The sequence below is a fragment of the Streptomyces sp. NPDC044106 genome, from assembly GCF_056433985.1.
The window spans coordinates 168,780-192,233 of sequence record NZ_JBWKFZ010000010.1 but is presented as its reverse complement, the minus strand read 5'-3'; the positions used below and the strand labels follow the sequence as shown (position 1 = coordinate 192,233).

At 71.9% G+C, this 23,454-nt stretch carries 19 protein-coding genes and 1 pseudogene; 14 read left to right on the top strand and 6 right to left on the bottom strand.

Annotation, left to right across the window (positions count from 1 at the left end; genetic code table 11):
* Positions 1–18 precede the first annotated feature (18 nt).
* The 4 genes from AC07DI_RS19900 (at position 19) to AC07DI_RS19885 (ending at position 3,930) form a co-directional block, all read left to right on the top strand.
* Positions 19–1,359, top strand: a complete 1,341-nt coding sequence (locus AC07DI_RS19900) for a sensor histidine kinase (protein WP_478905413.1) — start codon at positions 19–21, stop codon at positions 1,357–1,359.
* Positions 1,360–1,460: 101 nt separating this feature from the next.
* Positions 1,461–2,258: an aminotransferase class IV gene (locus AC07DI_RS19895; protein WP_478905412.1), complete on the top strand. Its 798-nt coding sequence runs from the start codon at positions 1,461–1,463 to the stop codon at positions 2,256–2,258.
* A gap of 284 nt (positions 2,259–2,542) precedes the next feature.
* A complete protein-coding gene (locus AC07DI_RS19890) occupies positions 2,543–3,109 on the top strand; it encodes a hypothetical protein (RefSeq protein ID WP_384255277.1) in 567 nt (188 codons plus the stop codon).
* A gap of 116 nt (positions 3,110–3,225) precedes the next feature.
* Entirely contained in the window at positions 3,226–3,930 is a 705-nt protein-coding gene (locus AC07DI_RS19885) for a class F sortase (protein ID WP_478905411.1), read from the top strand.
* Positions 3,931–3,985: 55 nt separating this feature from the next.
* On the opposite strand, the gene AC07DI_RS19880 is transcribed toward AC07DI_RS19885, so the two are convergent.
* Together AC07DI_RS19880 and AC07DI_RS19875 are read right to left on the bottom strand one after the other, a co-directional pair.
* Positions 3,986–4,768: a sulfite exporter TauE/SafE family protein gene (locus AC07DI_RS19880; RefSeq protein ID WP_478905553.1), complete on the bottom strand. Its 783-nt coding sequence runs from the start codon at positions 4,766–4,768 to the stop codon at positions 3,986–3,988.
* Between the two features lie 147 nt (positions 4,769–4,915).
* Positions 4,916–5,209: pseudogene (locus AC07DI_RS19875) on the bottom strand (ferric reductase-like transmembrane domain-containing protein); the annotation flags it as partial.
* A 423-nt stretch (positions 5,210–5,632) separates the two neighbouring features.
* Between AC07DI_RS19875 and AC07DI_RS19870 the strand changes: the two are divergent.
* From AC07DI_RS19870 to AC07DI_RS19850, 5 genes are all read left to right on the top strand, one after another.
* Entirely contained in the window at positions 5,633–6,913 is a 1,281-nt protein-coding gene (locus AC07DI_RS19870; RefSeq protein WP_478905410.1) for an NAD(P)/FAD-dependent oxidoreductase, read from the top strand.
* 1 nt (position 6,914) lies between these two features.
* Entirely contained in the window at positions 6,915–9,476 is a 2,562-nt protein-coding gene (gene nirB, locus AC07DI_RS19865; protein ID WP_478905409.1) for a nitrite reductase large subunit NirB, read from the top strand.
* The gene (nirD, locus tag AC07DI_RS19860) at positions 9,473–9,823 is read left to right on the top strand and encodes a nitrite reductase small subunit NirD (protein ID WP_478905408.1); all 351 of its coding nucleotides are present in this window, start codon (positions 9,473–9,475) and stop codon (positions 9,821–9,823) included. Before nirB ends, nirD begins: the two co-directional genes overlap by 4 nt.
* A 42-nt stretch (positions 9,824–9,865) precedes the next feature.
* Positions 9,866–10,450: a TetR/AcrR family transcriptional regulator gene (locus AC07DI_RS19855; RefSeq protein ID WP_478905407.1), complete on the top strand. Its 585-nt coding sequence runs from the start codon at positions 9,866–9,868 to the stop codon at positions 10,448–10,450.
* 102 nt (positions 10,451–10,552) lie between these two features.
* Complete coding sequence (locus AC07DI_RS19850; protein ID WP_478905406.1) at positions 10,553–11,332, top strand: SDR family NAD(P)-dependent oxidoreductase; 780 nt, start codon at positions 10,553–10,555, stop codon at positions 11,330–11,332.
* 19 nt (positions 11,333–11,351) lie between these two features.
* On the opposite strand, the gene AC07DI_RS19845 is transcribed toward AC07DI_RS19850, so the two are convergent.
* Both AC07DI_RS19845 and AC07DI_RS19840 read right to left on the bottom strand, forming a co-directional pair.
* Positions 11,352–11,789, bottom strand: a complete 438-nt coding sequence (locus AC07DI_RS19845; RefSeq protein ID WP_478905405.1) for a group III truncated hemoglobin — start codon at positions 11,787–11,789, stop codon at positions 11,352–11,354.
* A 196-nt stretch (positions 11,790–11,985) separates the two neighbouring features.
* Positions 11,986–12,573: a hypothetical protein gene (locus tag AC07DI_RS19840; protein WP_478905404.1), complete on the bottom strand. Its 588-nt coding sequence runs from the start codon at positions 12,571–12,573 to the stop codon at positions 11,986–11,988.
* Between the two features lie 234 nt (positions 12,574–12,807).
* Between AC07DI_RS19840 and AC07DI_RS19835 the strand changes: the two genes are divergently transcribed.
* From AC07DI_RS19835 to ppdK, 4 genes are all read left to right on the top strand, one after another.
* Positions 12,808–14,082, top strand: coding sequence for an ABC transporter substrate-binding protein (locus tag AC07DI_RS19835; protein WP_478905403.1), 1,275 nt, complete (start codon positions 12,808–12,810; stop codon positions 14,080–14,082).
* A gap of 104 nt (positions 14,083–14,186) precedes the next feature.
* Positions 14,187–15,089 carry a carbohydrate ABC transporter permease gene (locus AC07DI_RS19830; protein ID WP_384255392.1) on the top strand — a complete coding sequence of 301 codons (903 nt, stop codon included), beginning with the start codon at positions 14,187–14,189 and terminating at the stop codon, positions 15,087–15,089.
* 74 nt (positions 15,090–15,163) lie between these two features.
* Positions 15,164–16,000, top strand: coding sequence for a carbohydrate ABC transporter permease (locus AC07DI_RS19825; RefSeq protein ID WP_384255389.1), 837 nt, complete (start codon positions 15,164–15,166; stop codon positions 15,998–16,000).
* Between the two features lie 515 nt (positions 16,001–16,515).
* Positions 16,516–19,209 (top strand): pyruvate, phosphate dikinase, encoded by a 2,694-nt coding sequence (ppdK, locus tag AC07DI_RS19820; RefSeq protein WP_384255247.1) that lies wholly within the window; start codon positions 16,516–16,518, stop codon positions 19,207–19,209.
* A 257-nt stretch (positions 19,210–19,466) separates the two neighbouring features.
* Here the strand turns inward: ppdK and dusB are convergent, their stop codons facing one another.
* Together dusB and AC07DI_RS19810 are read right to left on the bottom strand one after the other, a co-directional pair.
* Complete coding sequence (gene dusB / locus AC07DI_RS19815; RefSeq protein WP_478905401.1) at positions 19,467–20,606, bottom strand: tRNA dihydrouridine synthase DusB; 1,140 nt, start codon at positions 20,604–20,606, stop codon at positions 19,467–19,469.
* Between the two features lie 41 nt (positions 20,607–20,647).
* Positions 20,648–21,601 (bottom strand): helix-turn-helix transcriptional regulator, encoded by a 954-nt coding sequence (locus tag AC07DI_RS19810; RefSeq protein WP_478905400.1) that lies wholly within the window; start codon positions 21,599–21,601, stop codon positions 20,648–20,650.
* A 100-nt stretch (positions 21,602–21,701) separates the two neighbouring features.
* On the opposite strand from AC07DI_RS19810, the gene AC07DI_RS19805 reads away from it, so the two are divergent.
* Complete coding sequence (locus AC07DI_RS19805; protein WP_478905399.1) at positions 21,702–23,345, top strand: MFS transporter; 1,644 nt, start codon at positions 21,702–21,704, stop codon at positions 23,343–23,345.
* The last annotated feature ends 109 nt before the right edge of the window (positions 23,346–23,454 follow it).

Here is a 23,454-nt window from a genome sequence, read left to right as displayed (position 1 = left end):
CGCACCACGCCCCGCGCCGTGCCCCGCACCATGGCCCGCGTCCGTGCCGTGCTCAACGGCCTCGGGCTGCGCTGGAAGATCGCCGCGCTGCTCGCCGCGGGCTGCGCGGTGGTCGCCGTCGCCATCGGCCTGCTCGTCCACCACGCCCGGCTCGACCAGGTCACGGGGAGCGCGCGGTCCGGGTCCGTGGCGCAACTCGTCCGCGTACGCCAGTTGTACGAGCTGTCGGGCCAGGTCGAGCAGGACGACGACACGGACGCCGCCCTCGACGACCCCAGGCTGCCCGAGCCCCTGCGGAAGGCCGCGCTGGCCGGGCAGCGCACCACCTATCTCGACATGGCGTCGGACGACCCGTGCGTCTGGGCGGCGCGGCCGATCGGCGATCACCCCCGTCACGTCCTGTCCATCCGTGAGCCGCTGCGCGAACAGGCCGCCGAAATGGCCGAGTTCGACCGTCAGGTGATCATCTGGGGCGCCGTCGTCGTCGCCCTCGCCGCGCTCGGCGGTGCGGGCCTGTCCAGCAGGGTCAGCCGCGAGCTGCGCACCGCGGCGGCCATCGCGCGCCGCATCAGCCGGGGCGACCTCGACGCCCGTATCGGCCATCCGCGCCCGCCCGGTGAGCGGCACAGCAGGAACGAGGTGGCCGAACTGGCCACCGCGGTCGACACGATGGCCGCGTCCCTGCAACAGCGTCTGGAGGCCGAGCAGCGCTTCACCGCGGACGTCGCGCACGAGTTGCGCACCCCGCTGACCGGGCTGCACACGGCGGCCGAGCTGCTGCCGTCGAGCCGTCCGACGGAACTCGTGCGCGACCGCGTCCACGCCCTGCGCACCCTCACGGAGGACCTGCTCGAAGTGGCCCGCCTGGACGCGGAGGTGGAGAGGCCCGACCTGAAGGTCCACCAGCTGGGGCGGCTCGTCGAGACCATCGCGGAGCGGGTGAGCGGTTCGGCCGCGGGCTTCGACGCGCTGAGTGGGCGCGCCGGGTGGGGTGGCGAGCGGGGTGGCGAGCGGGGTGGGGACGCCGCGTACGGGACGTTCGTGCGGACCGACGCGCGGCGTCTTGAGCGGATTCTCACCAACCTCGTCGCCAACGCGCGCAAGCACGGCGGCGCGCCGGTCGAGGTGCGGGTCGACGGCGTCGAGGTCACGGTCCGCGACCACGGTCCCGGCTTCCCGCGGCACCTGCTCACCGACGGCCCGCGACGGTTCCAGACCGGCGCGCGGGAACGCGGCCAGGGCACCGGTCTCGGCCTGACCATCGCGTTCGGCCAGGCCCAGGTGATCGGCGCCCGCGTGGACCTCGCCAACGCGGCGGACGGCGGTGCGGTGGCGGTCGTACGGCTGCCGAGGGCCTGACCTACGAAGGGCCCGACCCGTCGACCTGACTGCTGAGGGCCCGACCCGTCGACCTGACCTGCCGAGGGCCCGACCCGTCGGGCGCGCCGTAGCGTGGCCGCATGACAAATTCCGCGCTGGTCGAACGCATCGAGATCGACGGCCGGGCCGTCACCGCCGACGCCCTGCTGTGGCCCGCCCTCGTCCAGACGGGACACTTCACCGCGATGCAGGTCAGGGGCGGCAAAGTGCGCGGCATCGAACGGCATCTGGCCCGGCTCGACGCGGCCACCCGTGAGCTCTTCGGACACGCCCTGGACGGGGAACGGGTGCGCGGTCTGATCCGGCACATCCTGCGCGACGACATCACGGAGGCGTCCGTACGTGTCTACGTCCACGCCCCCGGCGGGGAGCCGTCCCTCATGGTCGTCGTCCGGCCGCCGACGGAGCTGCCCGCCACCATGGAGGAACGCGCGCAGTCGCTGCGTTCCGTGCCGTACCAGCGGCCCTTCGCCCACATCAAGCACCTGGGCGGCTTCGGGCAGGCCCGCCACGCCGACCTCGTCCGGCGCGCGGGCTTCGACGAGGCGCTGCTCACGGGACCGGGCGGCGAGGTCAGCGAGGGCGCCGTCACGAACATCGCCTTCTTCGACGGCCGGGAAGTCGTGTGGCCGACCGCCCCGCACCTGTCCGGCATCACGATGCAGCTGGTCCAGGCCGTCCTGCCCGCCGCCGGTCTGCCGACCCGGCACGCCCCGGTGACCCTCGCCGGCCTCCCGTCGTACGCTGCGGCCTTCGTCACCAACGCGTGGGGGGTCCGCCCCGTGCGGCGGATCGACGACACCGTGTACGGGATCGACGAGAAGCTGATGGCGACGGTGGCCGGGGCCTACGAGGCCGTGCCGTGGGACACGGTCTGAGAGCCCGTCCTCGAACCCTCCCGCCACGCGTCGCCGCGCCGGTGTCACCCATTCACCGGTGCCGCGCCCACCCTTCGTCCGCCTTCCTCCGATACGCCGGTGACCTGCTGGAACGTGGTCGGCGCCGCACCAGAAGTGCCCCGTACCTCGCCCTTTTGGCGGCTCACCGGGAGGCGTGCGGCGCCGAGTGCCACTTACCTCGGTAGAGCGGGGTTCGACCGACGCAGCGGCACTTGGGGGTGCCGCGGGCCGTGCTCGCGCGAAGGCCCTCGGAGGAACGAGCAATGCGCAACGCCCGCCTGCTGACCGGTACCGCTCTCGCCGTGGCGGCGGGCGCCCTGGCTCTCCCCGCATCGGCCGCTCCAGGACCGCCCGCCGGTGAACTGCGCATCCAGCCCGCCACCGTCACCCCCGGCACCACCGTCACCGTGCACACCACCGCCTGCGGCCCCGGCGGGACCGCGGCGGGTGACGCGAGCGCGGTGGGCGCGGGCAGCTTCTCGCTGGCGCCCGGCGCGCAGGAGGAGGGCGGCGAGGCCGCGTCCGGCCGCTTCGAGGTGCCGCCGTCCGCGCAGCCCGGCACGTACGAGATCGTCGCGAAGTGCTCCGGGTCCGGCGGCTCAGGCGTGAAGGGCAAGCGCGTCGCGGGCGACCTGGTGGTCACGATCACCTCCACCGCGGCGGCGGGCGTGGAGCCGCGGCAGCATCCGAGAGGACACGTCAAGACGGGGGTCGGCGGCGCACTCGGCCCCGACCCCGTGCAGACCGCGGCGGGAGTGGCGGCCCTGGCCGTCGCCGCCGCGGGCGGTACCTGGCTCCTGCACCGCCGGGCGAGAGGCGACAGGATCTGACGGACACCCTCCGCTGTCCGCCGGTACCGCCACCCCTTGCCCCCTCCCGCCCGTGTCCCCTCGTGGGCGGGAGGGGACGAGGGACAGGACCGTTCCGACCCCGAGGGGGATGCCGTATGCGCCGTACCCGCCGCGTACCCCGGCCCCGTACGCAGTCCGGTACGGGACCCCGCGCCCGCAGGAAGGTCGGCAACGCCGCCATAGGAGCCGTCACGGCCGTGGCGCTGTGCGCCGGGGCCTGGCTGCTGAGCAGCGGCGCCGAGTCGCGCCCGCCCCAGCCCTCCGCCGCCCAGGCCGCGTCGGCCGGGCCAGGCACCCGGCGCTCCGAGCCCGCCACCCCTCACGACCACGGCACACCGCCGCTCCCGCCGTCCCCGCCCGATCGGGTGCGCATCCCCGCGATCGGCGTCGACACACCGCTGATGGGGCTCGGCCTCACCCGGCAGGGCAGCCTCGACGTGCCGCCCCTGAACCGGAAGAACCTGGCGGGCTGGTACGAGGCGGGCACCACGCCGGGCGAACGCGGCACCGCCATCGTCGCCGGTCACGTCGACAACAAGGAGGGCCCCGCCGTCTTCTACGAGCTGGGTGCGGTACGGAAGGGCAGCAGGATCGAGGTCCGGCGCAGGGACGGCAGCGTGGCCGTCTTCACCGTCGACGCGAACGAGGTGTACGACGCCAAGGACTTCCCCGACGAGAAGGTGTACGGCGCCGCGTCCCGGCCGGAGCTGCGGGTCATCACCTGCGGCGGGAAGTACTCCAGGCAGACCGGGTACCAGGGCAACGTGGTGGTCTTCGCGCACCTCACCGGCGTGCGCTGAGAACCGGCCGCCTTCCGGCGCGTGTCTGACCGCTTTCCGGCGCGTGCGCCAGGCCTCAGGCCAGCCACTGCTCGTACGCCATCTTCACCACGAGCGCGAAGACGGTGGTCAGCAGGACGACCCGGACGAAGCCGCTGCCCTTCTTCAGCGCCGTGTGCGCGCCGAACATGCCGCCCGCGAGGTTGAAGACGGCCATCAGAGCGGCCAGCTGCCACAGGACCGCGCCCTGCCAGGCGAACATCGCGAGGGCGCCCGCGTTGGTGCAGCAGTTGACGATCTTCGCGGTGGCGGAGGCGGAGACGAGGTCGAGGTGGAGCACGGCGGTCAGGGCGAGCACGAGGAACGTGCCGGTGCCGGGGCCGATGAGGCCGTCGTAGAAGCCGATGCCGAGGCCCGCGAGGCCGATCGCGGCCAGGACGCGCCGCCGGGACGCGGGTCCCGCGGCGGGCGCGGTGCCGAAGGCGGGCCTGAGGATCACGAAGGCGGCGACGGCGAGCAGCACCACCATGATCACGGGCTTGAGGACCTCGGTGCTCATCCCGGCCGCGAAGAAGGCGCCGCCCATCGAACCGGCGAGCGCGGCGAGGCCGATCCGTACCGCGGTCGGCACGTCGACGCGGGTCTTCCTGACGTACGTCACGGCGGCGCCTGTCGTCCCGACGATCGCGACGGCCTTGTTCGTGCCGAGGGCGTGCGCGGCGGGGGCGCCGCCCGGCAGGCCGAGCAGCAGGGCGGGGAGCAGCAGCAGTCCGCCGCCGCCGACCACGGCGTCGATCCAGCCGGCCGCGAGTGCGGCCAGGCAGAGGACGACGACCGTGGTCAGGGATATGTCAGGCATGATCGCGACCCTAGGCAAGGGATGATCACGCCGTCCACGTAATCGGTGAGAGTTGAGCGTCTTCTGAGGTCGCGAGCTCTGCGGTCGGGAGTCTCCGAGGTCACGCGGCTCTGAGGTCGCCACGCCCGGGGTCACGTGGCGCCAGATCTCGTGCGGGACGCGGCGGCGCAGGGCGCGGGCGGAGGTGGCGCCGACCGCGGCGAGCAGGGCGGTGCCCGTGGTGGCCGCCGCGATGCCGGGGTAGCCGAGCAGGCCGAGGGCGGTGCGCAGTGGGTCGGTGTCGGCGTGGGCGGCGTATGCGCAGACGGCGAGGAGGGCGTGGGCGGCACAGAGGCCAAGGACGTACCGGCCGCCGAGGGCGTGCAGCCGCGCGAGGCGGTCGGCGTCGACGCCGTGTTCGACGGCGGGGACGCGGGCCATCAGGAACAGCATGACGAGGATCCCGTACCCGGCGAGCAGTCGCCTCCGGCATCGGCGGAATGCCGGGGTCCGGCGTGGCGTCCAGCTGACGCAGGTACGCGGCCAGGGCGGGGTACGCGTCGAGTCGGGGGTCGGCTGCCTCGGTGGTCACGGCGGCACACCAGGCGCCGGAACTCGCCGGAAGTCGCTGGTCAACGGCGTTCCCGCGATCCTTAAGGCGCCCTTGAGGATCGGCTCAACGGGGGTTAAGCAAGGGGGCCCGGCGAGGCTGGGGCACCGAGGCTCCACGGCCGCCCCCACCGCTCCCGGCCGTCGGCCCCACCGCTCCCCGCCGTCGGCCCCGCCACCCCTCACAGCCCTCCCCCGCCCCCGCTGAGCGCAGCGTTCCCCGCGGGAAACAGGTCCGATCCTGCCGGGTAACACCGGCACCGCACGCTGCTGTGCATGACCTCATCAGCGCAGCCGACCGCCACCGGCCCCGGCCCCGCACCGGCCGACGGTGTCGTCGTGATCGGCGCGGGTCTCGCCGGTGCCCGGTTGGCGCAGCGGCTCGGCGCAGGGACCGTGCTGATCGGCGAGGAGGACCACTCCCCGTACAACCGCGTCCTGCTCGCCGAGGTCCTCGCGGGCCGGTACGGCCCCGACGTGATCGCCCTGCCGCGCCCGCCGGGCCCGGTCCTGCGCACCCGCGCGGTCCGCGTCGACCGGGCCGAGCGCCGGGTGCACTGCGCCGACGGCAGCGTCGTCGCGTACGGCACGCTCGTCCTCGCGACGGGCTCGAACCCCGTACTGCCTCCGCTGCGCGGCCTGTTCGCGCCCGGCGCCGGTGAACTCCCCGGTGGCGTGCACGCGTTCCGGACCCTGGACGACTGCCTCGCCCTCTCCGCCGCCGTGGCGCCGGGCGTCCGCGTCGTCGTCATCGGCGGCGGCCTCCTCGGCGTGTCGGCGGCCCGCGCCCTCGCCCGGCGTGGCGCCCAGGTCGTCCTGACCCAGCAGGCCGAGCGGCTCATGGAACGGCAGCTCGACCCCATGTCGTCGCGGCTGGTGCACCGGCATCTCACGGACCTCGGCGTCGAGGTGCACACCGAGTGCCGGGTGCGCGGGGTCGGCGTCACCGACGGCGCCGTACGCCACGTAGAACTCGCCGACGGCTACCTCCTGGACACCGATCTGACCGTCCTGGCCTGCGGCGTGCGGCCCCGCACCGGTCTGGCGCGGGCCGCCGGGCTCGACGTGCGCCGGGGCATCGTCGTGGACGACCTGCTGCGGACCTCCGACCCGCACATCCGGGCCGTCGGCGACTGCGCGGAGCACGGGGGCCGCGTGTACGGCCTCGCGACGCCCGCCGTCGAGCAGGCCGACGCGCTCGCCGACGCGCTGACGCGCGAAGCGGCCGGCCGGGACGGCGCGCGCCCCTACACCGGCTCCCGCACCCTGACCCGCCTCACCCTGCCGGGCCCGGGCCCGCTGGACCTCGCGGCCTTCGGTGACCCGGAGCCCCGCCTCGATGACGACGTCGTCCAGCTCGCCGACGCCACCCGCGGCACGTACCGCAAGGTCGTCGTCCGCGAGGGCCGCCTCGTCGGCGGCGTCCTGCTCGGCGAGCTCGCGGCGGTCGGCGCGCTGGCGCGCGCCTGGGAGGCCGACGATCCGCTGCCCGACGACGGCAGCCCCCTGCTCCACCTGCTCACCCACGACGGACTCACCCACGACGGAGGCCGCTGACATGCCCACGCCCGTACCGCCCCCGAACCCCCGCCCCACCCTCGTGCTCGTCGGACACGGCATGGTCGGCCAGCGCTTCCTCGAAGCCGCCGCCGGGCAGGGCCTCACGGCGAGCCACCGGATCGTGGTGCTGTGCGAGGAGCCGCGCCCCGCCTACGACCGCGTGCAGCTCACCTCGTACTTCTCGGGCCGCACGCCGGACGAACTCTCCGTCACCGACCGGGAGTTCCTCGACGAGCACGGCATCGAGCTGTACGTGGGCGACGCGGCGGAGAGCCTCGACCGCGAGGCCAGGACGGTCACCGCGCGCTCGGGCGCCGTCTTCGCGTACGACACGCTGGTGCTCGCGACCGGCTCCTACCCGTTCGTGCCGCCCGTGCCGGGCAAGGACGCGACGGGCTGTTTCGTCTACCGCACCATCGAGGACCTGCTCGCCATCGAGGAGTACGCGAAGCGGCGCGCCACGACCGGCGCGGTCGTCGGCGGCGGGCTGCTCGGCCTGGAGGCAGCAGGCGCGCTGAAGGGGCTCGGACTGGCCACGCACGTCGTGGAGTTCGCGCCGCGCCTGATGCCGGTGCAGGTCGACGAGGGCGGCGGCGCCGCGCTCCTGCGCACCATCACCGGCATGGGCCTGACCGTGCACACCGGCACCGGCACGCAGGAGATCGTGACCGGCGAGGACGGCGCCGTGACCGGCATGAAGCTGTCCGACGGCAGCGAGGTCGCCACGGACCTGGTGGTGTTCTCGGCGGGCGTCCGCCCGCGCGACCAGCTCGCCCGCGCGCACGGCCTGGCGGTCGGCGAGCGCGGCGGCATCACGGTCGACGAGCAGTGCCGCACCAGCGACCCGCACGTGTACGCGATCGGCGAGTGCGCCCTCGCGGCGGACGGCCGGGTGTACGGCCTGGTCGCGCCCGGCTACGAGATGGCGCAGACGGCCGCCGCCGCCATCGCCTCCCGCGAGGCGAGCTTCACCGGCGCCGACCTCTCCACCAAGCTGAAGCTCCTCGGTGTCGACGTGGCGTCGTTCGGCGACGCGCACGGCACGGCCGAGGGCTGCCTCGACGTCGTCTACACCGACTCGCGCTCGGGCACGTACAAGAAGCTGGTGATGGCGCCGGGCGGTGAACTGCTCGGCGGGATCCTCGTCGGCGACGCCGAGGCGTACGGGGTGCTGCGCCCGCTCACCGGGTCCGTACCTCCGGTGCCCGCCGAGCAGTTGGTGCTGCCCGCGGGCGCGGGCGCCCCGGTCGCGCTCGGCCCCGAGGCCCTGCCCGGCTCCGCGGTGATCTGCAACTGCCACAACGTCACCAAGGACCAGATCTGCGCCTGCTCCTCGCTGCCCGAGGTCAAGAAGTGCACCAAGGCCGGTACGGGATGCGGCAGTTGCCTGAAGGTGATCGGGCAGTTGCTGCCGAAGAGCGGTGACGACGGGCTGTGCGGCTGCTTCGCGCAGACCCGCCAGGAGCTGTACGAGATCGTGCGCGCCCTGCGCGTCACCTCCTTCCGCGAACTGCTCGACGCGCACGGCCGCGAGGAGGCGCGCGGCGGTGAGGGCTGTGACGAGTGCAAGCCGGCGGTCGGCTCGATCATCGCGTCCCTCGCCCCGGCCATCGGCGCCGGCGGCTACGTCCTGGACGGCGAGCAGGCCGCGCTCCAGGACACCAACGACCACTTCCTCGCCAACCTCCAGAAGAACGGCTCCTACTCGGTGGTCCCGCGCATCCCCGGCGGCGAGATCACGCCGGAGAAGCTCATCGTGATCGGTGAGGTGGCGCGGGACTTCGGGCTCTACACGAAGATCACCGGCGGTCAGCGCATCGACCTTTTCGGCGCGCGCGTCGAACAACTGCCGGTCATCTGGGCGCGATTGGTGGATGCGGGCTTCGAGTCGGGCCACGCGTACGGCAAGGCGCTGCGCACGGTGAAGTCCTGCGTCGGGCAGACCTGGTGCCGCTACGGCGTGCAGGACTCCGTCCGCATGGCCATCGACCTGGAGCTGCGCTACCGCGGCCTGCGCGCCCCGCACAAACTGAAGTCGGCGGTCTCCGGCTGCGCCCGCGAGTGCGCCGAGGCGCAGTCCAAGGACTTCGGCGTGATCGCCACGGCGAGCGGCTGGAACCTGTACGTCGGCGGCAACGGCGGCGCGACCCCGCGCCACGCCGACCTGCTCGCCCAGGACCTCGACGACGCCGAACTGGTCCGTCTCATCGACCGGTTCCTCATGTTCTACATCCGCACCGCCGACCGCCTGGAGCGCACCGCCGCCTGGCTCGACCGGATCGACGGCGGCCTCGACCACGTCCGCGACGTCGTCGTCCACGACTCCCTTGGCATCTGCGACGAGCTGGAGTCGCTGATGGCCGCCCACGTCACGCACTACCGCGACGAGTGGGCCGAGACCCTCGAGGACCCGGAGCGCCTCGCTCGCTTCGTCTCCTTCGTCAACGCGCCCGGCGTGCCCGACCCCACGGTCGGCTTCGTCCCCGAGCGCGACCAGATCAAGCCCGACCTGCCCCTGCTGTCCATCAGCCCCCGCCCCCTGGAAGGAGCCGCACGATGAGCGACTCGACCGCTTTGCCCGCCCCCCGTGTCCAACTGCGCCTGGACGACGACTGGTTCGCGATCTGCGATCGTACGCAGCTGATGCCGGGCCGGGGCCTCGCCGCCCTGCTGCCCGACGGCCGCCAGGCCGCGCTCTTCCTCGACCGCGAGGGCCGTACGTACGCGATCGACAACCGTGACCCGTTCACGGGCGCCGCGGTCCTCTCCCGGGGCCTGCTCGGAACGGAGCGGGGACGGCCGTTCGTCGCCTCGCCGCTGCTGAAGCAGCGGTTCGACCTGGAGACCGGGCGGTGCCTGGACGACGAGGAGGTGGCGGTGGCGGTGCACGCGGTGCGCATCGCCTGATCCCTCTTGACCGGTCATTCCAGAATTGCGTACTGTTCCCTCGTGGCCAGGACCAAGGAATTCGATCCGGACACCGCGCTGCAGTCGGCCCTGGAGCTGTTCTGGCGGCGCGGCTACGAGGCGACGTCGATGGCGGACCTCGTCGAGGCGCTCGGCATCGGGCGCGCCAGCATCTACGCGACCTTCGGGAACAAGCACGAGCTGTACCTGAAGGCGCTGGAGCGGTACGCCACGCTCCAGGACCCGCGCCTGCTGACCGAGCTCTCGCAGCCGGGCCCCGCACTGCCCGCCGTCCGCGCGCTCGTACGCCGCTTCGGGGCCGAGGCGACCTCCGCCGAGGAGCGCCTCAACGGCTGCTTCATCACCAACACCGCGGCCGAGCTGGGCCCGCACGACGAGTCCGCCGCCCGCTGCGTCGAGCGGAGCTGGGAGCGCCTGGAGACGCTGATGCACTCCGCGCTCGTCCGCGCGCAGGCCCAGGGCGAGCTGCCCGGGAACCGCGATCCGCTGACCCTCGCCCGCATGCTGCTCGTCGTGATGCAGGGCCTGCGGGTGGTCGGCAAGGCCTCCACGGACCCGGCGCGGGTACGGGACGCGGTGGAGCAGGCGCTGGTCTTGCTCGACTGAGCCGCATCCACATCCGCTTCCGCATCCGTATCCGTATCCGTAGGGCCGACTTCTTCACGCCTTGATATTGAACCGATCGGTCAAGAAAAGAGAGACTCCGCCATGACTGCTTCCGTCGCCCGGCACCGCTTCATCGGCCGCACCGCCCTCGTCACCGGCGGCGGCTCCGGCCTCGGCCGGGCCATCGCGCTCGCCCTCGCGGCCGAGGGCGCGAACGTCGTCGTCGCCGGGCGCACCGAGGGCCCGCTGAAGGAGACCGCGGACCTCGTGGAGGCCGCCGGCGGCACCGCCCTCGCCGTCACCGCCGACGTCTCCCGCTCCGCCGACCTCGCCGCGCTCGTCGCCGCCACCGTCGACCGCTTCGGCTCCCTGGACGTGGCAGTGAACAACGCGGGCATCCTGCGCGCCGGACAGCCGGTCGCCGAGCTGCCCGAGGCCGACTGGCGCCTGATGCTCGACATCAACGTCACCGGCGTACTCCTCGCCCTCCAGGCCGAGGTGAAGCGGATGCGCACGCAGCCCGCGGGCGGCACCATCGTCAACATCGGCTCCACCCTCGGCGCACACACCAGCACGCCGGGCACGGCGGCGTACGGGGCGACCAAGGCCGCCGTCTCCGCGCTGAGCCGCGCGGCGGCCGCCGAGCACATCAGGGACGGCGTCCGCATCAACACCGTCAGCCCCGGCTCCTCCGACACCACCATGTCGTTCCGCCCCGGCGAGACCGAGGCCGACCGGGCGGCCCGGATGAAGGAGTCGACGCCACTGGGCCGCGTCTCCACGACCGAGGAGGTCGCCGCGGCCGTGCTCTACCTGGCGTCCGACGAGTCCGGCTCGGTGGTCGGCGCGGACCTGGTGATCGACGGCGGCGCGGCGGCCTGACGCCCCCGCGCCGTACGGCTCACGCAGCTCTGCTCAGCTCCAGGGCGGCCAGCGGGACGAAGCCGGGGCCCGCACCGGCGGTCGACACGTCCTTGCCCCCGAGGCGCCGCAGCAGGGCGAGCGCTATCCGCTCCCCGTGCGCCTTGGCGCGGTCGGCGTTCGGTCCGCGGTGCAGGCCGTCGACACTGGCGTGCCACAGCTGCACCCAGCGGCCGAAGTGCTCGGCGGTCAGCGACCGCGCGGCGTGCAGGGCGGCGTGCGGGGCGAAGGCGTCACGGCGGTACTCGGCGGTGCGGAAGAGCGCGCGCTCCCAGAAGTCGGTGATGTGCGGCAGATGCGCGTCGAGGTCCGTCCCGGCGATCTCCGTGAAGAAGGGGCCGATCAGCGGGTCGGCGAAGGCCGCCGCGTAGAAGCGGCGGAGCAGTACGTCCAGATCGGCACGGCTGACGATATCCACACATACGACTGTGCCACGACCGGGCGGCGGGATGTCGGGTGAACGGGGGATGTCCGGGGCGCGCGGGACGAAAGGGGGGGCGTGTGCGGGTCGGCATCAGGGGCGGTGTGCGGGGCAGCATCAGGGACGGCGTGCGTGCGGGGCATTTCCGGGTGTGCTCAGCGCAGGTCCGACGCGTCCATGTGCGCTCGCGCGCTCAGCGCAGGTCCGACGCCTCGAATACGGCCTTGGCCGCCGCGCGGTCGGCCCGCGTGGCCAGCCGGCGCAGTTCGGTGCAGCCGGTCCTGAGCAGCCCGTTCTCCCGCGCGGTGCGGGCGCCGGTGTCGAGGCGGTGCAGGAGCAGGGGGTTGTCGACGAGGATCTGCGGGTCGAGTTCGACGCGGTTGCCGAGTGAGTCGCAGAGGACCAGGCGGGCGGCGACGCCCTCGCTGCGCCGCACGGCGGTCAGCAGGCAGGTGCAGACGTGTCTGCGGCGGCCGAGCCCCTGTACGGCCAGCCAGCCGGGGCCCGCGGTCACCCGTACGGGGTGCAGCACCAGGTAGAGCAGCACGGCGAGCGCGGCCCACAGGCACGCCCGCGCGGGGGTGAGCGTGTCGTCCGCCCGGTCGATGAGCAGGACGAGCACGAAGAGCGCGCACGCGCAGAAGACGGCGCCCCGCACCGAGGCGGCCCAGCCGCGGTCCGACGCGGTCTGCCCCGCCGCCCCTTCGCCGCCCCGACGACTTCTGCCGCCGTGGGCGGCACCGCCGTGGACAGCGCCCCAACCTGCCATGTCGTGTCCCATGTGCGGCACGGTAGAACAGCCGCGTGCCCACGTCGTCGCCCGTTGACGAGGCATATACACACCGTCGGCACACCTTGACGGCCCGTTGACACTCGTCGGGGCGGCCCGGGTGTCCGGAGGGTGACACTCGGCCGCAACACCCCTGTCGTAATCCCTCTGCATGGTTGATCGTTGAGCCGGGCACACAAGGCCACGCCACGGAGTTCCGACACACCACGCAGGGGGACGACCAGCATGACCATCAGCCGCAGGACACTGCTCGGGACGGGCACGACGGTCGCGGCCGGCGCGGCGCTCGGGCTGCTCAGCGCGTGCGGGTCCAACACCGGGCGCGACGGCGGCGGTTCGGGCGGCAAGGGCCCGCGGCTCGCGCAGTGGTACCACCAGTACGGCGAGGCGGGCACCGAGCAGGCCGTGAAGCGGTACGCCGCCGCGTACAAGAAGGCGGACGTCAGCGTCCAGTGGCGCCCGGGCAACTACGACGAGCAGACCGCCGCGTCCCTGCTCACCGACTCGGGGCCCGACGTCTTCGAGGTCAACGGCCCGTCCCTGGACCAGATCAGGGGCGGCCAGGTCGTCGACCTCACCGACCTGTTCGAGGGTGTGAAGGACGACTTCAACCCGGTGCTGCTCGCTCCCAAAACGTACGACGGCAAGATCTGGGCCATTCCGCAGGTCGCCGACATGCACCTGCTCTACTACCGCAAGAGCCTGCTCGACGACGCGGGCGTGCGGCCGCCGAAGAGCATGGACGAGCTGGTCGACGCGGCGAAGGCGACCACCACGAAGAAGGTGAAGGGCCTCTTCCTCGGCAATGACGGCGGCGCCGGTGCGCTGGGCATCACACCCCTGTACGCGGCCGGTCTCTCCTCCGTCACCGAGGACGGCGAGGTCGGCTTCGACGACCCGGCGGCCGCCCGCATCCTGGGCAAGCTGCACCAGCTGTACGCCGACAAGTCGCTGCTGCTCGGCGCGCCCGCCGACTGGTCGGACCCGTCGGCGTTCGTGCAGGAGCTGACCGCCATGCAGTGGTGCGGGCTGTGGGCGCTGCCCGCCGTGCGCAAGGAGCTTGGCGACGACTTCGGCGTGCTGGCGCTGCCCGCCGACGGGCCGGGCGGGAAACCGGCGCTGCCCGTGGGGGCGTACGGCGCGGCGGTGAGCGCCCGCAGCGACCACAAGAAAGAGGCGAAGGACTTCCTGAAGTGGCTGTGGATCGACAGGACGGAGTACCAGGAGGACTTCGCGCTGTCGTACGGCTTCCACATCCCGGCCAGGCTCTCCCTGGCGCAGAAGGCCGACAAGCTGAAGGAGGGCCCTGCGGCGGACGCCGTGCGCTACTCCACACAGTACGGCTACGCCCAGCCGCTGCTGTGGACTCCGCCGAGCCGCACCGCGTACCAGGACGCGCTGAGCCGGATCATCAAGTCCGGCGCGAACCCGGAGAGCGAGCTGAAGTCCGTCGTACGCAAGGTGCGGGCGGAGCTGGACCGCGCCAAGAAGAAGTCGTGAGGCGGGCGTTGGCCACGGGTCCCGCCGCGAACTCCGCGAACTCCGAGCCGAAGGCGTCAGATGGGCCGGATACGCCGAAGACGCGCCGCCGCCCCGCGAAAGCCCTGCTCGGCACCCAGAACCGCACCCTCTGGTTCTGGGTCTTCGTCGGCCCCTTCGCGCTCGGCCTGATCCTCTTCACGTACGTACCGCTCGCCTGGAGCGTGTACCTGAGCTTCTTCGACGCCCACAACACGGTCTCGCCGACCGACTTCATCGGATTCGACAACTACACGTCGATGCTGCGGAACGACGCTTTCACCGACAGCCTCGTCACCTTCGCGGTGTTCTCCGCCTTCATCGTGCCGACGACGTTCGTGCTGTCCCTCGCGCTCGCGCTGATGGTGAACCGGATGCGCCGCGCCCAGGCCTTCTTCCGTTCGGTCTTCTTCCTGCCGGCCGCGTGCAGTTACGTCGTGGCGGCGCTGATCTGGAAGCTGTCGATCTTCAACGGGGTGCGGTTCGGGCTCGCCAACACCGTCCTCGGCTGGTTCGGCGCCGACCAGACCGCCTGGCTCTCGACGACGGACCCGCCCTGGTACTGGCTGGTCATCGTCACCGTACGGCTCTGGCTCCAGGCCGGCTTCTACATGATCCTCTTCCTGGCCGGCCTGCAACGGATCTCCCCCACCCTCTACGAGGCGGCTGCGGTGGACGGGGCGCGGCCCGGCTGGCAGGTGCTTCGCCACATCACGCTCCCACAGCTGCGCACCACCTCGGTCGCCGTGACGCTGCTCCTGGTCATCAACGCCTTCCAGGCCTTCGACGAGTTCTACAACCTGCTCTCGGACTCCCAGGGCTACCCGCCCTACGCCCGTCCGCCGCTCGTCTACCTCTACTACACGGCGCTCGGCCAGGAGCAGAACCTCGGCTTCGGCAGCGCGGGCGCGGTGATCCTCGCCCTGATCATCGCGGTGGTGACGATCGGCCAGGCGCGCTGGTTCGGCCTCGGCGGAAAGGAGGACTGAGCGCCATGACCACATCCGCGAAGCGTGCCGACCCGAAGAGGCCGGGGAACCCGGCGAAGGCTCCGCACCGCCCCATGGACGACGCCCTGGTCCGCACGGGCCGCGCCCTGCGCCTCGTCCTGCTGATCGCCCTGGCGCTCCTCTTCCTGATCCCCTTCTACCTCCTCGTACGCAACGGCCTCGCGTCCGAGGACGACATCACGTCCCCCGACTGGACGTTCTTCCCCTCCACCCTGCACTGGTCGAACCTCTCCGAGCTGTTCGACGACCCGACGGTGCCGATGGCGAGGGCCCTGCTCAACTCGACGCTGATCGCGGTCGCGACGACGCTGGGCACCCTCGTCCTCGCCTCGCTCGCCGGGTACGGCCTGGCGCGCATCCCCTACCGGTTCGCGAACCAGGTCTTCTACGCGATCCTCGGCACGATGATGGTCCCGGCCGCCGTCACCTTCGTACCAAGCTTCGTCCTGGTCTCGTCGCTCGGCTGGGTGTCGACCCTGCGCGGCCTGATCGTCCCCACCCTGTTCTCGGCCTTCGCCTGCTTCATCTTCCGCCAGTACTTCCTGGGCTTCCCCAGGGAACTGGAGGACGCGGCACGGGTGGACGGCCTCGGCTACTGGCGCACGTACTGGCGGGTGGTGGTGCCCAACTCCCGTCCCGTCTTCGCCGCGGTCGGCACGATCGTGTTCATCGGCGCCTGGAACTCCTTCCTGTGGCCCCTGGTGATCGGCCAGGACCGCGACGCGTGGACGGTCCAGGTGGCCCTGGCCACGTTCACCACGTCCCAGGTCATCCGCCTGCACGAACTGTTCGTCGCGGCGGCGGTGTCGATCGTGCCGCTCCTGGTCGTGTTCCTGTTCTTCCAACGGTGGATCGTGGCGGGGGTGGAGAGGTCGGGGATCGACGACTGAGATCTGTCCGGAACTCCCTTCCTCACCGGCGTCCGCGAAGTACTCCACCGCACTTCAGGGAGTCCGGACCCTCTTCAGAGGGTCCGGATGCTGACATTCGGCCCCTCCAAACGGCGTGATTCTCGCCACCCCTGATAGCCCTTGCGCTCAGATGAGCACTTCATGAGCGGGTGCACTTCTCCAAAGAGTGGCACTCAGTGCCACTGCTCGATCATTCACGAGATGAACTCACATCTGAGATTTCCCCGCTCACCTGAGCGTTTAGCGAGCACAGAGGACGGCGTGTGTTCAAGACTTGAACAAATGTAGGAGGTCTTGGCTACCGCTCAGTCACTTTCGATCTAGCGGCGGACGGGTGGTTACGGCCGTATGACGCACAAGTGGACGTACCCATGAGCCTTCGATCTGGGTATGTTCCTCGCCGTCAGGGCAGCCACCGAGTCCTCGAGGAGTCGAGACCCGTGTCGGAAAACAAAGATTCCCACGTAGCTCACACGAGTGAGACGACCGCGGACGTGAAGTTCGTTTACGACTTCACCGAGGGCAACAGGGACCTCAAGGACCTTCTCGGCGGGAAGGGCGCGAACCTCGCCGAGATGACCAACCTCGGGCTGCCCGTCCCGCCGGGCTTCACCATCACCACCGAGGCCTGCAAGACCTACCTCGGCAGCGGTGAGGAGCCCGTCGAGCTGCGGGACGAGGTGAGTGCGCACCTCGACGCCCTCGAGAAGAAGATGGGCAAGAAGCTCGGCCAGGCCGACGACCCGCTGCTCGTCTCGGTCCGCTCCGGCGCCAAGTTCTCGATGCCCGGCATGATGGACACCGTCCTGAACATCGGGCTCTCCGACAAGTCCGTGACGGGCCTCGCCAAGCAGTCCGGCGACGACCGCTTCGCGTGGGACTCCTACCGCCGCCTCATCCAGATGTTCGGCAAGACCGTACTCGGCGTCGACGGCGACCTCTTCGAGGACGCGCTGGAGAAGGCCAAGGAGGCCAAGAAGGTCACGGTCGACACCGACCTCGAGGCCGCCGACCTGAAGAAGCTGGTCACCAGGTTCAAGAAGATCGTCAAGACGGAGGCCGGGCGGGACTTCCCGCAGGACCCGCGCGAGCAGATGGACCTCGCGATCCGTTCGGTCTTCGAATCGTGGAACACCGACCGCGCCAAGCTCTACCGCCGCCAGGAGCGCATCCCGCACGACCTCGGCACGGCCGTCAACGTCTGCTCGATGGTCTTCGGCAACCTCGGCCCCGACTCCGGCACGGGCGTCGCGTTCACCCGCGACCCGGCCAGCGGCCATCAGGGCGTGTACGGCGACTACCTCCAGAACGCGCAGGGCGAGGACGTCGTCGCGGGCATCCGCAACACCGTGCCGCTCGCCGATCTCGAGCAGATCGACAAGAAGTCGTACGACCAGCTCATGCAGATCATGGAGACCCTTGAGACGCACTACAAGGACCTCTGCGACATCGAGTTCACCATCGAGCGCGGCCAGCTGTGGATGCTCCAGACCCGCGTCGGCAAGCGCACCGCGGGTGCCGCCTTCCGCATCGCGACGCAGCTCGTGGACCAGGGCCTGATCGACGAGGCCGAGGCGCTCCAGCGCGTCAACGGCGCGCAGCTCGCGCAGCTGATGTTCCCCCGCTTCGACGAGAACGCGAAGGTCGAGCAGCTCGGCCGGGGCATCGCCGCGTCACCGGGTGCCGCGGTCGGCAAGGCGGTCTTCGACTCGTACACCGCGATCAAGTGGTCGCGTTCGGGCGAGAAGGTCATCCTGATCCGCCGCGAGACCAACCCCGACGACCTCGACGGCATGATCGCCGCCGAGGGCATCCTGACCTCGCGCGGCGGCAAGACCTCGCACGCCGCCGTCGTGGCGCGCGGCATGGGCAAGACCTGTGTCTGCGGCGCCGAGGAGCTGGAGGTCGACACCAAGCGGCGCTGCCTCACCGCGCCGGGCGGCGTGGTCGTCGAGGAGGGCGACACCGTCTCCATCGACGGTTCGACGGGCAAGGTCTACCTGGGCGAGGTGCCCGTGGTCCCCTCTCCCGTCGTCGAGTACTTCGAGGGCCGCATGCACGCCGGCGCCGACGACGCCGACGAGTTGGTCGCCGCCGTGCACCGGATCATGGCGTACGCGGACCGGGTGCGCCGCCTGCGGGTGCGCGCCAACGCGGACAACGCCGAGGACGCGCTGCGCGCCCGCCGCTTCGGCGCGCAGGGCATCGGCCTGTGCCGCACCGAGCACATGTTCCTCGGCGAGCGCCGCGAGATGGTCGAGCGGCTGATCCTCGCCGACGCGGACGACGAGCGCGAGGACGCGCTCAAGGAGCTCCTCCCGCTCCAGAAGCAGGACTTCGTGGAGCTCTTCGAGGCGATGGACGGCCTGCCGGTCACCGTGCGCCTCCTGGACCCGCCGCTGCACGAGTTCCTGCCGGACATCACCGAGCTGTCCGTCCGCGTCGCGCTCGCCGAGTCCCGCAAGGACGCCAACGAGAACGACCTGCGCCTGCTCCAGGCCGTGCACCGGCTGCACGAGCAGAACCCGATGCTCGGCCTGCGCGGCGTACGCCTCGGCCTGGTCATCCCTGGCCTCTTCACCATGCAGGTGCGGGCCATCGCGGAGGCGGCGGCCGAGCGCAAGAGCGCCAAGGGCGACCCGCGCGCGGAGATCATGATTCCGCTCGTCGGCACGGTCCAGGAGCTGGAGATCGTCCGTGACGAGGCCGAGCAGGTCATCGCGGAGGTCATCGAGACGACCGGCGTCGACCTGAAGCTGGCGCTCGGCACGATGATCGAGCTGCCGCGCGCCGCGCTCACCGCCGACCAGATCGCCGAGGCCGCCGAGTTCTTCTCCTTCGGCACGAACGACCTCACGCAGACGGTCTGGGGCTTCTCGCGCGACGACGTGGAGGCTTCGTTCTTCACCGCGTACCTGGAGAAGGGCATCTTCGGGGTCTCGCCCTTCGAGACCATCGACAAGGACGGCGTCGGCAAGCTGGTCCGCGACGCGGTCAAGGCGGGCCGCGAGACCCGTCCCGACCTGAAGCTCGGCGTCTGCGGCGAGCACGGCGGCGACCCGGAGTCCGTGCACTTCTTCCACGAGGTGGGCCTGGACTACGTCTCCTGCTCACCGTTCCGCATCCCGGTGGCCCGCCTGGAGGCCGGCCGCGCCGCGTCCCACTCGACGGGCAGCGACCACCGGTAGAGCCCCGGGGCCGACGCCGTGTCCCCGACCCTCAGTACCGATACGGCGTCGGCTCCGGTCCGCGAAGAAGGGGCAGCATCCTGTGCGGGGATGCTGCCCCGACGCGCAGGCCCCGACATCCTCGCGTACGACCGGTCCGGCGCGTCTCCTTGCCCGGCCGAGCGCCGCAGGGAACGCGGCCGTCGTCCAGATGCTCCAGGCGTCCGGTGACCAGTGAGCACATCGCTGCGTGCGGGCCAGGTCGTCGGCGCCGGGCCTCAGCCGCCCGACGTGTCCAGTTCCGCGTCCTCGCTCACGCCCGCGCAGTCGTAGGGGTCCTTCAGCCAGCCGTCCGGCAGGACGACCCGGTTGTTGCCCGAGGTGCGGCCGCGTGGGCCGTCCGCGCCCGCCGGCCACGCCTGGTCGAGGTCCAACTCGCCGAGTCCGTCCTCCAGTTCGGCGAGCGAGGAGGTGATCGCGAGGCGCTTGCGCATCTCCGAACCGACCGCGAAGCCCTTCAGGTACCACGCGACGTGCTTACGGAAGTCGATGACGCCGCGCGCCTCGTCGCCGATCCACTCGCCGAGGAGGGTGGCGTGCCGCAGCATGACGGCGGCGACCTCGCGCAGGTCGGGGGCCTTGGGCGCGCCCGTACCCTCGAAGGCGGCGACCAGGTCGCCGAAGAGCCAGGGGCGGCCGAGGCAGCCACGGCCCACGACGACGCCGTCACAGCCGGTCTCGTTCATCATGCGGACCGCGTCGGCGGCCGACCAGATGTCGCCGTTGCCGAGCACCGGGATCTCGGGGACGTGCTCCTTGAGGCGCGCGATGGCGTCCCAGTCGGCGGTGCCGCCGTAGTGCTGGGCGGCGGTGCGGCCGTGCAGGGCGATGGCCGTCACGCCTTCCTCGACGGCGATGCGGCCCGCGTCGAGGAAGGTGATGTGCTCGTCGTTGATGCCCTTGCGCATCTTCATGGTGACCGGCAGGTCGCCCGCGCCGCTGACCGCCTCGCGCAGGATCGCGCGGAGCAGGGGGCGCTTGTACGGGAGCGCGGAGCCGCCGCCCTTGCGGGTGACCTTGGGGACGGGGCAGCCGAAGTTCAGGTCGATGTGGTCGGCCAGGTCCTCTTCCGCGATCATGCGGACGGCCTTGCCGACGGTCGCCGGGTCGACGCCGTACAGCTGGATCGAGCGCGGCTTCTCCGTCGCGTCGAAGTGGATCAGCTGCATCGTCTTCTCGTTGCGCTCCACCAGGGCGCGTGTGGTGATCATCTCGCTGACGAAGAGGCCCTTGCCTCCACTGAACTCCCGGCACAGCGTCCGGAAAGGCGCGTTCGTGATGCCCGCCATGGGGGCGAGCACGACCGACGGCTGCACGGTGTGCGGGCCGATCGACAGGGGCTGCGGCTGGGACGGCATCGATGATCTCCGGAACGTATGACGGGACCCTTCATTGTCCCTCACTCCTCGGACAGCTCCGCCAGCCGCTCCAGACGCTCCTCCGTCGCGTCGTCGGCGGGGACGTAGGCGATGAGGCGGTACGCCTGCGTCAGCGGGGCCATCCACAGCATGCGGTGTTCCAGGCGGAGCAGGCCGACCTGGGGGTGCTGGTAGCGCTTGACGTGCGGAGACATGGTCGCCACCTCGTGCCGCTCCCACAGCTCGCGGAACTCGGCGGAGACCCCGGCCAGCCGGTCGCGCAGCTCCTTCCAGGCCGGTTCGGCCCCGTGCTCGGCCATGGAACCGCGGAACTTGGCGACCAGATCGCGCAGCATCTCGTCGCGGTCGATGAAGGTCGCGCGCCATCGCTCACTGGTGGCCAGGAGCCACAGGCAGTTGCGGTCGCGCTGCGGCATCGCGTCGAAGTCGCCGAAGACGTGCGTCCAGGAACGGTTGTACGCGAGCACGTCGTAGCGGCCGTTCTGCACGTTGGCCGGATACGGGGCGAGGCGGCGCAGCAGCCGCCGGACCTCCGCGGAGAGCGCGGTGCACTCCGCCTCGGGGTGCGGGTCCACGGCTCCGGCGAGCGCGAAGAGGTGGGCGCGCTCGCTGGGGTCCATCAGGAGCGCCCGGGCGATCGCGTCGATGACCTGCGCGGACACCTTGATGGACCGCGCCTGCTCCAGCCACGTGTACCAGGTGACGCCCACGCAGGCGAGCTGCGCGACCTCCTCGCGGCGCAGGCCCGGCGTACGGCGCCGGGTGCCGCGGGGCAGGCCCACCTGCTCGGGCGTGACGCGTTCACGGCGGCTGCGGAGGAAGGCGGCGAGCTCCTGCCTGCGGATCTCGGCGCCGGTTGCCGACGGGGCGGAGGGCGAGGCGGGGGCGGATGTGGTGGGTGTGGTGGGTGTGGTGGGTGTGGTGGGTGTGGTGGGTGTGGTCCTGGTAGTCGTCGTGGTCGTGGTCGTCGTCACGTGTCCAGGCTGCGCCATCCCGCAGCCTGTTTCCAGGTTCGCCTGGTACCAGGATAAAGACACTCTGGTACCCCTCTGAGGACCGGAACAGGGTCGATCCGTGACTCATCCCGCGACGACAACCGGCAACGCTTCCGACGGCAACCGCTCCGACAAGTACTCCTCCGACAAGCTGGGCCGCAGCTCCTCCGACAACCTGGATTGCAGCTCCTCCGACAACCTGGACTGCAGCTCACCCGGCGAGCTGGTCCGCAGCTCCTCCGACAAGCTGAGCCGCAGCCCGTCGGACAAGTACTCCTCGTACAAGTACTCCTCAGACAAGCCCCACGCGAGTCCGACCCCGCCCCTCACCCCCCTCAGCCCCTCCCTCACCCCCCTCGCCCTCCTCACCCTCCTCCTCGGCGCCTCCCTCTCCAGCATCGACTTCTTCATCGTCAACGTCGCCCTGCCCAGCATCGAGCGCGACCTGAACGCCTCCCCCGCCACGTTGGAGATGGTCGTCGCGGGCTACGCGGTGGCGTACGCCGTGCTGCTCGTGCTCGGGGGGCGGCTCGGCGATACGTACGGGCGCAGGAAGCTGTTCCTGTGGGGTGTGGCCGCCTTCGGGCTGACCTCGTTGGCCTGCGGGGTCGCGCCCGGCGCGTGGTGGCTGGTGGGGGCGCGGGTGGCCCAGGGTGCCGCGTCCGCGCTGATGCTGCCGCAGGTTCTCGGGACCATCCACGCGACGACGCGCGGCGAGCGGCGGGCGCGGACCGTCGCCCTGTACGGCGCCGTGAGCGGTATCGCGGGTCTGCTCGGGCAGGCGCTCGGCGGCGCCCTGGTCGCCGCCGACCTGGGCGGTACCGGCTGGCGCGCCGTGTTCCTCGTCAACGTGCCGGTCGCGGTGGCGGCCCTGGTCATCGGCGGGCGCGCGGTGCCTGACAGCCGTGCCGAGCGGCCCGCGCGGAGCGATGTCCTCGGCACGGTCCTGTTCGCCTGCGCGCTGACCGCGCTGCTGCTGCCCCTGACGGAGGGCCGCGCGACGGGCTGGCCGCTGTGGTCCGTACTGCTGCTGGTCGCGGCGCCGCTGCTCGGCTGGGCGTTCGGGGCCGTGGAGCGGCGCGCCGAGCACACCGGTGGGAGTCCGCTGCTGCCTCCGTCGCTGCTGCGCGAGCCGGGCGTACGCAGGAGTCTGGTTCTCGGTGTGCCGATCTTCATCGGGTTCAGCGGCTTCATGTTCGGGTTCGCGATCATTCTTCAGCAGGGCCTGGGTTACGGGGCGTTGAAGGCGGGCCTTGCGGTGGTCCCGATGGGTCTGACGCAGATTCCGGCGTCGATGCTCGTGCCGCGTCTGGTGCGCCGCTGGGGCACCCGTGCGATGACCCGCGCCGCCCTCGTGCACGTCGCGGGCCTCACCGTGCTCGGCCTTACGGTGCTGTGGACGCCGTGGTCCGCCCTCGACCCGCTCGCCCTCGCCCCCGGGCTGCTCCTCTGCGGCCTCGGCCAGGGCGTCCAGCTCGCGCTCTACTACCGCGTCGCACTCGCCGCCGTTCCGGCCGCGCGGGCGGGCGCGGGCAGCGGGCTCGCCGCGACCGTGCAGCAGTCGTGCCTGGCCGTGGGGGTGGCGACGATCGGCTCGCTCTTCCTGGCGCTGGTGCCGGATCTCGGCATGCGGGACGCGTTCGTGAGCGGGCTCGGCGTGCAGCTCGCGGGCCTGCTCGGCCTGGCCCTGCTGAGCCTGCGGTTGCCGCGAACGCTGAGCTGAGCCCGGCGCTCAACCCCGTCACCCCCTCCCCCCGCCCGTCACCCCCTCCCCACCCGTTGCTCTCGCCCGGCCCCACCCCGCGCCCTGAGCCCTCCGCCGAACTACCGTC

Bases quoted from the DNA above. Each gene is read 5' to 3' on its own strand.
- AC07DI_RS19840 (WP_478905404.1), bottom strand. From the start codon at position 12,573: ATGGGACACGACATGGCAGGTTGGGGCGCTGTCCACGGCGGTGCCGCC.
- dusB (WP_478905401.1), bottom strand. From the start codon at position 20,606: ATGCCGTCCCAGCCGCAGCCCCTGTCGATCGGCCCGCACACCGTGCAG.
- AC07DI_RS19825 (WP_384255389.1), top strand. From the start codon at position 15,164: ATGGACGACGCCCTGGTCCGCACGGGCCGCGCCCTGCGCCTCGTCCTG.
- nirD (WP_478905408.1), top strand. From the start codon at position 9,473: ATGAGCGACTCGACCGCTTTGCCCGCCCCCCGTGTCCAACTGCGCCTG.
- AC07DI_RS19850 (WP_478905406.1), top strand. From the start codon at position 10,553: ATGACTGCTTCCGTCGCCCGGCACCGCTTCATCGGCCGCACCGCCCTC.
- nirB (WP_478905409.1), top strand. From the start codon at position 6,915: ATGCCCACGCCCGTACCGCCCCCGAACCCCCGCCCCACCCTCGTGCTC.
- AC07DI_RS19880 (WP_478905553.1), bottom strand. From the start codon at position 4,768: ATGCCTGACATATCCCTGACCACGGTCGTCGTCCTCTGCCTGGCCGCA.
- AC07DI_RS19835 (WP_478905403.1), top strand. From the start codon at position 12,808: ATGACCATCAGCCGCAGGACACTGCTCGGGACGGGCACGACGGTCGCG.
- AC07DI_RS19890 (WP_384255277.1), top strand. From the start codon at position 2,543: ATGCGCAACGCCCGCCTGCTGACCGGTACCGCTCTCGCCGTGGCGGCG.
- AC07DI_RS19885 (WP_478905411.1), top strand. From the start codon at position 3,226: ATGCGCCGTACCCGCCGCGTACCCCGGCCCCGTACGCAGTCCGGTACG.
- AC07DI_RS19895 (WP_478905412.1), top strand. From the start codon at position 1,461: ATGACAAATTCCGCGCTGGTCGAACGCATCGAGATCGACGGCCGGGCC.
- AC07DI_RS19870 (WP_478905410.1), top strand. From the start codon at position 5,633: ATGACCTCATCAGCGCAGCCGACCGCCACCGGCCCCGGCCCCGCACCG.